The sequence below is a fragment of the Kitasatospora sp. NPDC001539 genome (assembly GCF_040298565.1).
In the GTDB taxonomy this organism is placed as follows: domain Bacteria; phylum Actinomycetota; class Actinomycetes; order Streptomycetales; family Streptomycetaceae; genus Kitasatospora.
The window spans coordinates 1-15,025 of the sequence record NZ_JBEPAK010000175.1; the positions used below are offsets into that span (position 1 = coordinate 1).

Here is a 15,025-nt window from a genome sequence, read left to right on the forward strand (position 1 = left end):
GGCCGCACCCGCGGAGGCGGCCGGCACGGCGACCGCCGCACCCGCCACGAGCGTGACGGCGAGGGCGCCGATCGCGGCCCGGGCCCTTCCAATCGCCCTGCGCCTGAAGGGTCGTACGGCCATACCAGCCCCCTGCGGTTCGGAACTCCCGGATGTCGGCATTCTGCGCCCGACCGGACCGGGGCCGCGACCCGCCCGGGTCGAAAGGGGACGGAACCGGCCAGTCGCAGGGGGGGTTGAGCCCTGCGCGTGCTCCCGCGCCGCGGGCCACCCGGGCGGAGGCCTGACGCCGGGCGGAGGCCTGACGCCGGGCGGAGGGGGCCGGTGGCGGGCCCCCTCCGCCCCGTGCGCGGGGCTCAGCCGACCATGGCCGCGAGCACGCTGCGCCAGTCCTCCCCCGGCTCCGGCTCCAGCGCGGCCGCCAGGGTGTCGGCCCGGTAGTGCCAGGGGCGGCACAGGTCCGGGTCGGCGTCCGGGCGCAGGTCCAGCGTGCTCTGCGAACCGAGCAGGCGGATCAGCTCGGCGGCGAAGTCCGTCCAGGAGACGTGCCCGCTGATCGCGTTGACGACCCGCCCGGCGGCCGGGTGGTCGGGCTGGAGACAGGCGGCGACGGCCCGGGCGAGGGCCGCCGAATGCACCCAGGCGGCGCCGCTCCAGGTGGACCGGTCGCCGGGGGCCGGGGCGGGCAGGACGACGGGGCGGCCGGCCAGGGCGGCCTGGTAGAGCTCACCGGTGGCACCCCAGCGGAGCTGGTCGCGCAGCCGCTGGTGCGGGCCCCAGACGATCGGGGCGCGCACGGCGGTGACCGGGCCGCGCCCGTGCGCCTCGGCCGCTTCGAGGAGCAGCCGTTCGCAGTCCAGCTTGGCCTGCCCGTACGGGGTGACCGGCGCGCAGCTCGGGGCGCCCTCGGCGACCTCCGTACCGGGCGGCCGTCCGTAGGCGTCCACGCTGCTGACGAAGACGAACGGCCCGCCGGACCAGCCGTCCAGCAGGGCGCGCATGGCGGCGACGTCGACAGCGTGCTCGGTGAAGGTGCAGGCGGCGTGGACGACGGCGTCCACGCCCTTGACGGCGCGGCGCAGGCTGTCCGGGTCGGACAGGTCCCCTTCGGCGATCTCGGCGCCGTTGAGGGCCGGCAGGTGCGCCGACTCGGGCCGGACCAGCACGCGGACCGGGCGGCCCTGGGCCATCAGCTCCTGGAGCACGGCTGCGCCGACGCCGCCGGTGGCGCCGGTGAGCAGCACGGTGCCGGTGCGGGCCTCGGCGCGGGCTTCGGCGCCGGGCCGGGCCCCGGTGCGGGCGAGGGCGGCGCGGCGCTCGTCCTCGCGGGTGGCGAGCAGGGCGGCGAGGGCGCGCGGGGTGCGCCGTTCCAGGATGTCGAGGCCGGTGAGCGGAAGTCCGAGGCGGGTGCGCAGCCGTTCGGCCAGCTGGACGGCGATCAGTGAGTGGCCGCCGAGGGCGAAGAAGTCGCCGTCGGCGGGCGGGACGCTGCCGAGCAGTTCACCGAAGGCCGTGCGGACCAGGTCGAGCGGGCCGGGCCGGTCGGCAGCGGTGTCGGGGGCGGTGGTCGGGGCGGCGCCGGGCAGCCGGTCGCGGTCGGCGGCGCCGGTCGCGTCGCGCGGGATGCGGTCCACCAGCGTGACGGCGAGCGGCAGTTCGGCGGCGGGGAGGCTGCGCCGGAGGGCTGCACGCAGCTCGCTGCCACTGGGGGCGACCGGGCCGCGCACGACCGCGTAGGCGAGCGGCGGGCCGCCGAGGCCCTCGACCACGGCCGCCTCGGCGACCCGCGGGTCGGCCGAGAGCGCCTCGACGACGGGGTGCCGGGCGGCGACCAGGCGCCCGCCGGGCAGCTGGGACAGGGGCAGGTCCGCGTCGTCGGCCACCGCGCCGAGCACGGCGGCGAAGGCCTCCAGCAGCCGCGCGGCGGTGGTCTCGTCCAGCGCGTCCCGGTCGTGCTGGACCAGGCAGCGCGGCTGCGGCCCGTCCTCCAGCAGCAGGGCGAGGTCGAACTTGGCCAGTCCGAGGTCGAGGTCGACGTTCTCGGCCTCGAGCCCGGGCAGGGCCAGCGCGGTGACGGGCTGGACGAGGTCGCAGCTGACGGAGAGCAGCGGAGTGCCGTCGGCGCCGCGGGCGGCGGCGCCGAGGCGCTCGACCACCAGGTCGAAGGGCACCTGGTGGTGCTGCTGGGCGTCGAGCAGCGCGTCGCGGACCACGGCGAGCGCCTCGCCGAAGGTGTTCTGGTCTCCCAGCTCGGCCCGCACGGCGAGGGTGTTGACGCCGAGGCCGACGGTGCGGCGGAGCTCGGGCCGGGCGCGGTGGCCGCTGGCGCACCCGAGGGTGAGGTCGTCCTGCCCGGAGGCGGTGCGCAGGGTGGCGAAGGCGGCGGCGAGGACGACGGCGAACAGCGTGGCGCCGTGCCGCGTGCCGAGCCGGCGCAGGCCGTCGACGGTGGCGGCGTCGATCGGTGCGGCGTGCAGGGTGGCACGGCGTTCGCGGGCGCCGGGCGGTACGGGCCGCAGCAGCGGCAGCGGCCGGGCGCCGGCCAGGTGGGCGGCGCGGGCGTCGGCGGCGGCGGTGAGTTCGGCGTCGCGGGCGCGCTCCTGGCGGGCGTACTCGGCGTAGGGCAGCCCCGGCGGCGGGAGTTGGGGCTCCACGCCGTCGCGGGCGGCGGCGTAGAGGGCGGCGAGGTCGGCCGCGAGGACGGGCAGGGAGCCGCCGTCCACCGCGATGTGGTGGATCGTCAGCAGCAGGGTGTGGTCCTCGGGTCCGTGCCGCAGCAGCAGTGCCCGCAGCACCGGGCCGGCGGCGAGGTCGAACGGCCGGGCGGCTTCGGCGGCGATCCGGTCGGTCCAGTCGGTACGGTCGGTCCGGTCCCGGTCGGCACCGCCACCGGCACCGCCACCGGCACCGGCACCGGCACCGCCGTCGGCACCACCGTCGGCATCGGCATCGGCGGCCGCGTCGATGACGGGCAGCGGCACCGGGGCGGCCGGCTCGATCCGCTGGTACGGCTGCTCACCCACGCGCGGGTAGCGGGTGCGCAGGACGGCGTGCCGCTCGGTGAGGGCGGTCAGCGCGGTGGCGAGGGCCGCCGGGTCGAGCGGGCCGCGCAGCCGGGTGGCGATCGGGACGTTGTAGAGGGCGCCGCCCTGGCCGAGGCGGTCCATCAGCCACATGCGCTGCTGGGCGTGGGAGAGCGGGGCCGGGCCGCTCTGCGGTGCGGTCGGGCGCTCCGGCGCGGTGGCGGCGCGGCGGTCGCGGGCGCGGCGCAGTAGGTCGCTCTGGTCGGTGGTGCTCATCGGTCGGCTCCGGGGGTGTCGTCGGCGGCCAGCAGGGCGCGCTCCAGTAGTTCGGCCTGTCCGGCCACGGTCGGATGGCCGAGGAAGTCGGCGAGGGAGAGCTCGACGCCCAGGTCCTCGCGCAGGTCGTCGACGACCCACATGGCGAGCAGCGAGTGGCCGCCCTCGGCGAGGAAGTCGGCGGCCGGGTCGGTGATCGGGCGCTCCAGGGCGCGGCTCCAGGCCTCGGCGACGACCTGCTGGATCGGGGTGAGCGCGGCCGCTCCGGCCGGCCGGGGATCGGCGGTCGGGTCCGCGGCGGTGGCGAGCGCCCGCCGGTCGACCTTGCCGCTGCCGGTGAGCGGCAGCGCGTCGAGGACGCTCCAGGCAGTGGGCACCAGGTGGGCGGGCAGCCGGTCGGCGAGCCGGCCGCGCAGGGTCTCGACGGCCGGTCGGGCCCCCTCGGTGAGGACCAGGCAGGCGGTGAGCGCGGCGTCGGCCTGCCCGGCCCGGCGGACCACCACGGCCGCCTCGGCGACCTCGGGGAACTGCAGCAGGGCGTGCTCGACCTCGCCGGGCTCGATCCGGAAGCCCCGGACCTTCACCTGGTCGTCGGTGCGGCCCTGGAACTCCAGGGCGCCGTCGGGCCGTTGGCGCGCCAGGTCGCCGCTGCGGTAGGCCCGGCCGTGACCCGGGAGCTCGCGGAAGCGCTCGGCGGTCAGTTCCGGCCGGTTCAGGTAGCCCTGGGCGAGGCGCCCGCCGGTGATCCAGAGTTCGCCGACCGTGCCGGGCTCCACCGGAGCGAACCCCTCGTCGAGGACGAGCGTGCGGGCACCGCCGAAGGGCCGGCCGATCGGGACGGCGCCGCGGTCGCAGTCCGCGGGGGTGACCCGGTGCAGCGTGGTGAAGGTGGTGGCCTCGGTGGGCCCGTACACGTTGTAGAGCTCCAGCCAGGGGAAGGCCCGCAGCACCGCGCCGGCGTGCTCGGCGGACATCGCCTCGCCGCCGACGGCCAGGGTGCGCAGCACGCCGAAGATCCGCGACTGCTTGGCGGCCAGGTGGTGGAAGAGCGCGGTGGTGAGGAAGAGGGTGGTGACGCCGAACCGCTCGACGTCGCGGACGAGTTCCTCGGTGGAGGGCCGGTCGGCCGGGGCGACGGCGACGGCGGCGCCCCGGGCGAGCGGGGCCCACACCTCGAAGGTGGCGGCGTCGAAGGAGACAGTGGAGTGGAGGAGCACCCGGTCGCGCGGGCCGATGGCGAGCGCGTCGGGGGCGGTGACCAGGTCGGTGACGGCGCCGTGCGGGACGATCACGCCCTTGGGCCGGCCGGTGGAGCCGGAGGTGTAGTAGAGCAGGGCGGGCGCCGCCGCCTCGGCGGCGTCGGGCACCGGCTCCGCCGGGGTGGTCTCGGTGCCGCGCTCGGTCAGCACCAGGGTGCGCTCCTCGGGCAGTCCGGCCTCGGCGAGCAGCGCCTTGTCCCCGAGGACGAGCCGCACGTCCGCGTCGGCGGTCATCTCGGCGATGCGCGGGCGCGGGTAGGCCGGATCGAGCGGAAGGACGTGGCCGCCGGCCCGCCAGACGGCGAGCTGGGCGACGACGAGGCGGGTGGAGCGGGCGCAGAGCAGGCCGACGGCGCTGCCGGGGCCGATCCCGCGGGCGGCCAGGACGGCGGCCAACCGGCCCGCTGCGTCGAGGAGTTCGCGGTAGGTGAGGACGGTGGTGCCGTCGGTCACGGCGAGTGCGTCGGGGTGGTCCTCGGCCTGCCGGGCGATCAGGGCGGGAAGCGTCGTCAGGTCGCGGCCGGTCGCCGGGGCGGACGAGGCGCTCAGGGTGGTGGGCGTCATGGCTGGTTCCCTTCCGGGCGCCCCGGCGGTAGGGCCGGGGTGCCCGCGATCAGGAGGGGTCAGGGTTCGGGGCGTGCCCCGCGGAACGGCGTGCCCCGCGAGCGGCGCGCCGGCGGGGCAGCGTGCCGGCTCCGCAGGACACGCCCCGGGGAGGCGCGGTGCGCGGTCAGGCGAGCGAGGCGCTGGGCATCCGCTCCTCGACCAGCCGCGCGATCGCCCGCAGGTCGGGCTGGCGCAGCAGCGGCGCGGCCCGCAGCCGGACGCCGTACTCGTCCTCCAGGGACTCCAGCAGCCGGGCGGCGGCGAGCGAGTTGCCGCCCGAGGCGAGGAAGTTGTCCTCCAGGCCGAGGTCGGCGCTGCCGATCAGCTCGCGGCAGAGCTTCAGCACCGTGCGCTCGACCGGGGTGGCACCCTCCTCGACCGCCGGGTCGCCGGGGTCCGCCGGGTCCGCGGTGGCCGCCGCCTCGGCGGCGAGCAGCGCCGCGCGGTCCACCTTGCCGTTGGCGTCCAGCGGGTAGCGGTCCACCAGCCGCAGGGCCGAGGGCACGGCCTGCTCGGGCAGCCAGGGCCGGACCGCCTCCAGCAGGCTCGCGGGCTCGGGGGCGGCCGCGGCACCGGCCTCGGCGCCGTCCTCGGCCTCCACGAAGGCGACCAGCCGGACGCCGCCCGAGGCCACGGGCTGGGCGGCGACCACGGCCCGGCGCACCCGCGGGTCGCGCTCGAAGGCGGCCTCCACCTCGGCGGGCTCGATCCGCACCCCGCTGACCTTGACCTGGTCGTCGAGGCGTCCGTGGAACGCCAGCACGCCGTCGGCGCGCATCACCACCCGGTCGCCGCTGCGGTAGACCCGGTCGATGCCGTCCACGCCGGGCGGCACCCCGACGAAGCGGCGGGCGGTCAGCTCGGGGTCGAGGTACCCGGCGGCCAGGCCCCGGCCGCCGATCCGCAGCTCGCCGGCCTCTCCCCGGGGCACCGGGCGGCCCTGCTCGTCGGTGACCAGGACCACCGCGCCCGGGATCGGCAGGCCGATCGGCGGCGCGCCGTCGCCGTGGCCGCCGCCGGGGGCCATGGTGTGCACGGTGGTGGCGACGGTGGCCTCGGCGGGCCCGTAGGCGTTGTGGACGGTCGCGGTGACGTCCGGGCCCGGGGTGCGGCGCAGCCGGTCGCCGCCGATCATCAGGTGGCGCAGCGCCAGCCCGGTCGGCCAGGGCCGGGCGAGGAGGGGTTCGGCGAGCGGGGTGGGCAGTACGGAGACGGTGATCGCGGCGTCGCGGAACCAGTCGGTGAGCGCGGCGGCGTCCCAGCGGACGGCCTCGGGGGCGACGACGAGCGTCCCACCGGAGGTGAGGCCGGCCCACAGCTCCATCAGGTGGGGGTCGAAGGCGACCCCGATCAGCAGGCTGTGCCGGGCACCCGGGCCCAGGCCGGTCAGCTCCCGGTACCAGTGCAGCAGCGCCCCGAGCGCCGGCTCGGTGACGGCGACGGCCTTGGGGGTGCCGGTGGAGCCGGAGGTCAGCACCGCGTAGTGGGTGCCGGTCGGCACCTGGGCCTGCTCGCCGGGGGTCAGTGCGGCGAGCACCTCCCCCGCGGCGGGCAGGTCGAGCGCCAGCCGCTCGCCGCCCGGCGGCAGCACGTCGGGTTCGCCGACCAGGCAGGCGGGCCGCAGCTGCTCGGCGACGGCCTGCAGGCGCCGCTCGCCCGGGCGCGGGCCGAGCGGCAGGTGGACGGCGCCCAGCTTGGCGGCGGCCAGGGTGACGGCGACCAGCGCCGCCGACTGGCCGAGGCAGACGCCGAGCAGGTCGCCCTTGCCGACCCTGCCGCGCAGGGCCTCGGCGACGCCGTCGGCGAGGCGGTCGAGCTCGGCGTAGCTGTAGCTGCGCTCGCCGTCGATCAGGGCGGGCGCGTCGGGGGTGCGCTGCACCCAGCCGGTGAAGAGGTCGAGGACCGCGCCGTCCTGGTGCGGACGGCCGTATCCGATGCTCAGGGATTCCATCATTGTCTCTTGGCTCCAGACAGGTGACTGGCCATCAGTTAAGGCCCATGGAACGGGCGATGATCACCTTCTGGACCTCGGAGGTCCCCTCGATGATCGTGGTCATCCGGACGTAGCGGTACAGGTACTCCAGCGGGTGGCCGCGCACCCAGCCGGTGGCGCCGTGCACCTGGAGCGAGCGGTCGACCGCCCGCACGGCGGTCTCGGAGGCGGTGAGCTTGGCGAGCGCCGCGTTCTCGGCGGACTCGGTGCCCTCGTCCACCAGCCGGGCGCAGGCCAGGGTGAGCAGCTTGGAGGCCTCCACCTCGGCACGGGTGGTCACCAGGTGCTCCTGGACGTGCTGGTACTCGCCGATCACCCGGCCGAAGGCGCGCCGCTCCCGGGCGTACTCGACGCCGACGCGCAGCGCGTACTCGGCGATGCCGTTGCACATCGCGGCGACGACCAGGCGGCCGCGGGAGAGGCTGTCCATGGCGAGGGCGGTGGCCGCCCCGATGCCCTCCTCGCCGCCGATGACGGCCTCCGGGCCGACGGTGACCCGGTCGAGCAGCAGCTCGAACAGCGGCTCGCCGGACATGCCCTCGTACCGCTGGCCGATCCGCAGACCGGGCTGGTCCATGGGCAGCACGAAGGCGGTGGCGCCGGCGGTCGGCCCGGCGCCGTCACCGAGGTCGGTGGCCGCGACGACCAGCGCGATCCCGGCGTGTTCGGCGTTGCTGACGAAGGTCTTGCGCCCGTCGAGCACCCAGCCGTCGCCGGTGCGCACGGCGGTGGTGGTCAGCCGGAAGGCGTCCGAGCCGGCCTGCGGTTCGGTGAGCGCCAGGCAGCGGGTCTGCTCGCCGCGCACCAGCGGGACGAGGTGCCGCTCGATCTGCTCCGGGGTGCCGTGCCGCAGCAGCGGGCTGGGGCCGTCGGAGCCGGCCAGCGCGTAGGGGGCGAGCACGCAGCCGCTGCGTCCGGCGGCGTGGTGCAGCAGCACGACGGCCGTGAACGGCATGCCGGCGCCGCCGAGTTCCTCGGGGTAGTCCCCGGCGTAGAAGCCGAGGGCGGCGGAGCGCTTGCGCACGTAGGCGCGCAGGTCGGCCGGGACCTGGTCGGCGGTCTCGGGCAACTCGGCGGCGAGCGGCACGAGCTCGCGGCGCACGAAGCTCTCGAAGGCGTCGACGAGTTCGCGGTGGCCGGCTTCCAGGACGCTGGAGGGGGCACTCACTTCGCCCCTCCGGTGAGGACGCGGGCCTGGTCGGCGAGGACGGCGTGCCGGAACAGCGTGCGCAGCGGCGGCCGGCTGCCGAGGTGCGGTTCCAGGTAGGCGGCGAGCTGGGCGGCGAGCAGGGAGTGGCCGCCGACCTCGAAGAAGTGCGAGTCGGGGGTGAAGCGGTCGTGGCCGAGCACTTCGCGCCAGGCGGCGGCGATCAGCTCCTGGCCGGGGTCGGTGAAGGCGGTCGGCGCGGCGCTGGCCTGCGGCGCGGGCGTCTCGTCGGCGAGTCGGGCCAGGGCGGCGCGGTCGGGCTTGCCTCCGGGCAGCGTGGGCATCTCGGGGACGGCCGTCCAGCTGGCCGGGACGAGTCCGCCGGGCAGCCGGCGTGCCAGTGCCGCGTGCAGGGCGGCCTGGTCGGGGCGGTCGGTGCCCTCCAGGAAGCCGACCAGGCGGGGGCCGGTCCGCGGGTCGGTGTGCAGCAGGACGGCGCAGGAGCGGCCGCCGAGTTCGGCGGAGGCGGCGGCCTCGATCTCCTCCAGCTCGATCCGGTGGCCGCGCAGCTTGACCTGGTTGTCGGCGCGGCCGAGGAACCGCAGGCGCCCCTCGGTGTCCCGGTAGCCGCGGTCGCCGGTGCGGTAGACCCGGGCGCCGCCGAGCGCCGGGACGGTGGTGAAGCGGGCGGCGGTGGGCTCCGGCAGGCCGACGTACCCTTCGGCCAACAGGGCTCCGCTGACGACGAGTTCGCCGACGCACCCGGCCGGGAGCGGGCGCAGCGTCTCGTCGAGCACGTGGATCCGGGCGCCGTCGATCTCGGTGCCGAGCGGGATCTCGCCGTCCTCGGCGACGTCGGCGGCGGTGACCTGGTGGACGGTGGAGGTCACGGTGGCCTCGGTGACGCCGTAGGCGTTGAGCACGGTGGTGGCCTCGGTGAGGTCGGCCAGGGCGCGGGCGGGCAGCCGCTCGCCGCCGAGGACGAGCAGCCGGGGCGACCAGCGGCCGTCCTTCAGCGCCTCGCGCAGGTCCTCGCGCACGCCGAGCAGGTAGCTGGTCGGCAGGTTGGCGACGGTGACGCCGCGGGCGGCGAGCACCGCCACCAGTTCGGGGCCGGTGGGCACCTCGCGCTGCGGCACCACCAGCGCGGCGCCGACCGCGAGCGCGGGCAGCACCTCCTCGAGCGCCACGTCGAAGGACGGCCGGGCGAACAGCAGCACCCGGTCGGCGGAGGTGAGTTCGTAGCGCGCGGCGATCGCGGCGACGTACCCGGCCAGCGCCTCGCGGCCGACCAGGACGGGCTTGGGCACGCCGGTGGAGCCCGAGGTGTGGATGACGTAGGCGGCGCCCTCCAGCACGGCGGCGGGGCGGGCCTCCGGGAAGGCGGGGCCGTCCAGCAGCGCCGGGGTGACGCCCTCGGTGGGCAGGGCGAGCGCGCTCTGCCGGGTGGCCAGGACGAGGGCGGGGGCGAGCCGCTCCAGCAGCAGGCCGAGCCGGGCGGCCGGGTCCTCGGTGGACAGCGGCGCGTAGACGGCCCCCAGGCGCAGGCAGGCGAGCAGGGCGACCACGCTGTCGGCGCCGCGCGGCAGCACGGTGGCCACCGGCTGCCCGGCGGTGACCCCGGCGGCGCGCAGCCGGTCGACCAACTCTCCGACCCTGCGGTTCAGTTCGCCGTAGCTGATCCGCTCGGTGCCGGCCAGCAGGGCGAGCGCGGCGGGGTCGTGGGCGGCGGCAGGGTCGAGCCCGACCGGGGTGACCGGCACGGCCGGCGCGGCCTCGGGCGCGGGGACGAGATCGGCGAGCGGCACCTGCGGGCGGTCGAGGTAGTCGCGCAGCAGCTCCAGCAGCCGGTCGGCCAGCAGCATGGCCTCGGCCTCGCCGAAGAGGTCGGCGTCGTAGTCCCAGACCAGGGTCATCCCGGCGGCGCCGTGCTTCTCGCCGACGACCCGGCGGTCGTCGGGCAGCAGCACCAGGTCGAGGTCGAAGCGGGTGGTGCCGGTGTTGAAGCCCTCGTAGAGCGAGACCTCCAGGCCGGGCGCCTGGACGTCGGGCAGCGCGGCGTCGTGCGCGCTGAACATCACGTTGAACAGCGGGTTGTCGGCGCCGCCGGTGTGCAGCCCGAGGCGGCGGGTCAGCTCCTGCACCGGCAGGTCCTGGTGCGGCAGGGCCCGCAGCAGGACGTCGGTGGTCTCGTCCACGGCCTCGGTGCCGGGCGCGGCCGGGTCGAGCCTCAGGCGCAGCGGCACGGTGTTGACGAACATGCCGACGGTGCCCTCGAAGCCCTCGGGCCGGTTGCCGACGGCCGTGCCGACGACGATCTCCCGGTGGCCGCTGTGCCGGCGCAGCAGTTCGGTGAACAGGGTGAGCAGGGTGCTGAACGACGTGTGGCCGTCGGCCTTGCTGCGTTCGCGCAGCGGCCCGGCGAGGTCGGCGCCGATCGACTGGCGCAGCTGCCCGCCGCGGTGGCGCCGCTCGACACCGGGCTTGGCCAGTCCGGGCAGGGTGACCTCGCGCGGGGCGTCGGCCAGTTCCCGGGTCCAGAAGGCGAGGGCGCGCTCGCGGGCCGCCGGGTCGACGGCGCGGCGGGCGTGCTGCTCGTACGAGGGCGCGGTGGGCAGCTCGTACGGCTGGCCGAGGACGTGGGCGCGGTAGACGGTGAACAGGTCGCGCAGCAGGATCGCGAAGGAGTGGCCGTCGTGGACGAGGTGGTGCTCGACGTGGATCAGCCGGTGGTGGTCCTCGCCGAGCCGGACCAGGTGCCAGCGCAGCACCGGCGCGCGGAAGGTGTCCAGCGGCTCCTCGGCCTCGGCGGCGAGCAGGCGGCGGAAGGCGGCCTCCGGGTCGGCCTCGGCGGTGTAGTCGCTCTGCCGCAGCTCGGGGCGGCAGTCCGCGGCGACCCGCTGGCCGGGCAGGCCCTCCGGGCGGGCCACCAGCTCCAGCCGCAGGCCCGGGTGGTGGTCGAGGACGGCGGCGAGGCCCGCGTACAGCGCGTCCCGGTCGAGGGTGCCCCACAGGTCGAGGACGGCGGTGAAGTTGTAGGCGCGACTGCCGGGCAGCATCTGCTCGTGCAGCCAGACGATCTCCTGCGAGGGAGAGAGTGCGAACATGGGTGATTCCCTTGTGTGGTGGACGGGTTGGCACCGGGGTGGCCGGGCGCGGGCGTGGGGTGGTCCCGGCACGGTCGGGTTGGGGTCCGGTCGCAGCGGGGTGGGGGTGCGGCCGGGGCTCGGGGGGGCTGGGGCTCGGGGGGCTGGGGACCCGCGACGCGGGGCGCGAGGGCCTGGGGGCGGGCGGCGGACGGGCGGTCTACGCCAGGTGGCGGCGCAGGACGGCGAGGAGCCCCTCGAAGGCGGCCTCGGCGTCGGCGGCCGGGAAGCGGTCGCTGTCCCAGGCCAGGCGGACCAGCAGGTCCTGGCCGTGCTCGGCGGCGACGGCGAGCGGCGCGGCGAGCGGCCGTCCGGCGAGGTGGACCTCCCGGCCGGCAACGCCGCCGAGCACCAGCGACGGGCGGCGGCGCATGTCCTCGAGGGTGAGCATCGCGTCGAGCGCGCCCGACCAGGGCGAGCCCGCGGTACGGGCGGCGCGGACGACCTCGTCGAAGGGGGTGCCGGCGTGGTCGAGGTCGTCCCACCAGGCGTCGCAGAGCTCCTCCAGGTCGGCGGCGGGGCGCGGCGGGACGGGGTGCACCAGGGTGTTGAGGAAGCAGCCGAGCGCGGCGGGCGCACCGGGCGGGCGGCCGCCCCAGGGGTAGCCGAGCGCGAGCGGGCCGTCCGCGCGGTGCAGCCGCCGGGCGGCGGCGCCGACGGCGTCCAGCAGGGCGGGGAAGACGGCGCTGCGGGCGGCGCCCTGGGCGCCGGGCAGCCGTTCGGTGAGCATGCCGGTGGCCGTCGCCGCGCCGCCGCCCGTCCCGACCAGGGTGCCGAGGCGGCGGCCCCAGTGGGCCTGGGCGGCGGGGCCCGCGGCGGCCTCCTCGGCGGCCAGCTGGAGTTCGACGGCCTCCCGGAAGTCGGCCGTGGCCTGCCGGTCCGGGCCGGGCGCGGGCGGTTCGTCGCGCTCGTAGGCCGCGGTGAGCTCGCCGATGAGCGCCCCGAGGGACTGCTCGTCGCAGGCCGCGTGGTCCAGCGCGAGGGCGAGCAACTCCTCCGGGGCGTCCGGGTCCTGGGCGACCAGCAGGCGCAGGGCGGGCCCGTCGAGGGGCCAGTCCAGCAGGGCCGCGCGCAGCGCCGGCGCGGCGCCGCCGTGGTCGGCGACCGGGATCCGGGCGGCCTCGACGGAGGGTCCGCCGGCCCGCAGCACGGGGGTGCCCCGGACGGTCGCGAAGCCGCCGCACAGCGCGGGGTGGCGGGCGGCGACGGCGGCGGCCGCACGGCCCAGCCGGGCCGCGTCCACGGTGCCGCGGGGGAAGGCGAAGAACAGCGGGACGATGTCGGAGCGGGTCAGCGGGGCGAGTCGGCGGGTGATCAGGAACCGTCGCTGGGCACCGGTCAGCGGGAGCAGCTCCACCGGGGAGTCGGCGGCGGCGGAACGGTACCGGGCGAGGTAGGCGGCGGTGATGCTGGCGTGCACGGAACGGTCTCCGGTCTCCGGTTTCGGTTCGGGTGTTCGAGTGCTCGGGGCTCGGGTGCTCGGGCTCGGGTGCTCGGGCTCGGGTGCTCGGGCTCGGGTGCTCGGGGCGCGTGGCCGGAACGCGGCCGCGTCAGGAGGTGGTCGGGCTCGCGGCGGACTGCCGCCGGGCGTCGGCGTCGGGGGTCGTCGGGTCGAGGCCGTCCCCGGCGGGCGCCGTGGCGGCGGCCTGCCCGGCGTCCTGGCCCTGGGCCCGGTCCTGGGCCTGGGCCCGGTCCTGGGCCTGGTCCTGGGGCTGCGTCGTCGGGAGGTCGCGCATCCGGCGCAGCGGTGACAGCAGCAGCGGCACCGGCACCAGCAGGAAACCCACCGCGCAGAGCCACAGCGCCTCGCGCGGCCCGAACCGGTCCGCGACGAACCCGCCGCCGAGGGCGCCGAGCGGCATCGTGCCCCACACCAGGAAGCGCATGGTGGCGTTCATCCGGCCGAGCAGCTCGGGCGGGCAGACGCTCTGCCGGAAGCTGACCTGCGCGACGTTGTAGGCCACCGCGCCGAACAGCACCACGCCCGCGCCGAGGCCGAACAGCCACCCGCCCGCGCCGCCCTCGGACAGCGGCCACAGCACCGCGAACGGCGCGGTCACCAGCGCGGACAGCCAGATCAGCCGGGCCTGGCCGACCCAGCGGGCCAGCCGCCCCGCGCACAGCGCGCCCGCCAGCCCGCCGACGGCCGAGGCCGACAGCAGGGCGCCGATGGCACCGGGCGACAGGTCGAGCACCCGCACCCAGAAGACCGTCTGGACGGCCATCAGCACGGCGGCGAACAGGTTCGAGGTGGCGGTGGCCGCGGCGATCGCCCGCAGCAGCGGGTGGCCGAGGACGAAGCGCACGCCCTCGGCGACCTCGGCGCGCAGCGAGCGCCCGGGTTCGGGCTCCGGCCGCGCCTCCTCGACCCGGATCCGGGCGAGCAGCAGGGCGGAGGCGAGGTAGCCGCAGGCGTCCGCGACGATGGCGAGCGGCGCACCGAGCAGCTGCACCAGCCCGCCGCCGAGGCCCGGCCCGGCGATCTGCGCCGAGGATCGGATCGTCTCCAGCGCACCGTTGCCGCCGACCAGCTGCTCGCGCGGCAGGACGGCGGGCAGGAACGACTGGTGGGCGACGTCGAAGAAGACCGTGGCCACCCCGGTGACCAGCGCGACCAGGTACAGCTGCGGCATGGTCAGCACGCCGAGCGCCGCCGCCGGCGGGATCGAGCCGACGGCGATGCAGCGCACCACGTCGGCGCGGATCAGCACCGGCAGCTTGCGCATCCGATCCAGCCAGGCGCCGGCCGGCAGGCCGACCAGCAGGAAGGCCGCGGTCTCGGCGGCGGTCAGCAGGCCGACCTCGAAGGGTGAGGCGTCGAGCACCACCACCGCCACCAGCGGCAGGGCGACCAGGGTGACCTGACTGCCCGTCTGGGCCGCCGCGGCTCCGGTCAGCAGGAGCCGGAAGTCACGGTGGCCGAGCAGACCGGCCGGGCGGGGGCGAAGCGTCTCGTTCATCGGTGCGACTCTCGGTCACCTCTTCGACACGCGGCAACCGCTGGGTTCGTTTCCGGACGAACCCCGGGTCGGCCGGATCCCGCCATTGTCGCGACCCCGGCGCGCCCCTCCCCCGCGCCCCCGCGCGCCCCGGCGGCGATCTCCCGCGGCACCGCGCCCGCCCGTCGGCCAGGGACGCCCGGCTCAACAGGGGATTCCCGTCGCCGACGGCGTCTACTGTCCATTTCACCGTCCGATATCCGGACGTCCGGTTTCCGGCCAACGGAGGGCGCGGGTCAACTTGGCCGGATTCCGTGGAGCACCCACCTGCCGCAACCTCGCCGTGATATCGGGCGTGGTCGAGCCGCGTCGCGCACCGCCCGCCCACGGCCCCGATACGGCCCTGGTCCGCCGCCGGCCCGGAGCGTCCCGCCCGGGCGCTACCCGGCGCGGCGACGGGTCACCGCGAGCAGTGCCATGTCGTCGTCCCGGGGCCCGCCGGTCCACCGCGCGACGTCCGCCACCAGCGCGTCCAGCACCTCCCGCGGCCCCGCGAAGGGCCCGAGCGGCGTCAGCCCCGGCACCGGGTCGTAGAACTCCCCGGCCGCGTTCCGCGCCTCGGTCACCCCGTCCGTC

General features: G+C 77.2%; 8 protein-coding genes. All 8 read right to left on the reverse strand.

Features of this window, described 5'->3' with window-relative positions:
* Positions 1–356 precede the first annotated feature (356 nt).
* Entirely contained in the window at positions 357–3,299 is a 2,943-nt protein-coding gene (locus tag ABT247_RS23875; protein ID WP_350745489.1) for a condensation domain-containing protein, read from the reverse strand.
* Positions 3,296–5,122 (reverse strand): non-ribosomal peptide synthetase, encoded by a 1,827-nt coding sequence (locus ABT247_RS23880; RefSeq protein WP_350745492.1) that lies wholly within the window; start codon positions 5,120–5,122, stop codon positions 3,296–3,298. The genes ABT247_RS23875 and ABT247_RS23880 overlap by 4 nt, the downstream gene beginning before the upstream one ends.
* A 166-nt stretch (positions 5,123–5,288) precedes the next feature.
* Positions 5,289–7,115: a non-ribosomal peptide synthetase gene (locus ABT247_RS23885; protein WP_350745494.1), complete on the reverse strand. Its 1,827-nt coding sequence runs from the start codon at positions 7,113–7,115 to the stop codon at positions 5,289–5,291.
* Positions 7,116–7,149: 34 nt separating this feature from the next.
* Entirely contained in the window at positions 7,150–8,325 is a 1,176-nt protein-coding gene (locus ABT247_RS23890; protein ID WP_350745497.1) for an acyl-CoA dehydrogenase family protein, read from the reverse strand.
* Positions 8,322–11,411, reverse strand: coding sequence for a non-ribosomal peptide synthetase (locus ABT247_RS23895; protein WP_350745499.1), 3,090 nt, complete (start codon positions 11,409–11,411; stop codon positions 8,322–8,324). The genes ABT247_RS23890 and ABT247_RS23895 overlap by 4 nt, the downstream gene beginning before the upstream one ends.
* A 199-nt stretch (positions 11,412–11,610) precedes the next feature.
* The gene (locus ABT247_RS23900; protein WP_350745501.1) at positions 11,611–12,870 is read right to left on the reverse strand and encodes an amino acid adenylation domain-containing protein; all 1,260 of its coding nucleotides are present in this window, start codon (positions 12,868–12,870) and stop codon (positions 11,611–11,613) included.
* Positions 12,871–13,000: 130 nt separating this feature from the next.
* Positions 13,001–14,410 (reverse strand): MFS transporter, encoded by a 1,410-nt coding sequence (locus ABT247_RS23905; RefSeq protein WP_350745504.1) that lies wholly within the window; start codon positions 14,408–14,410, stop codon positions 13,001–13,003.
* 419 nt (positions 14,411–14,829) lie between these two features.
* Positions 14,830–15,025, reverse strand: a 196-nt coding sequence (locus ABT247_RS23910) for a SpoIIE family protein phosphatase (protein WP_350745505.1), incomplete at its 5' end; no start/stop codon positions are given.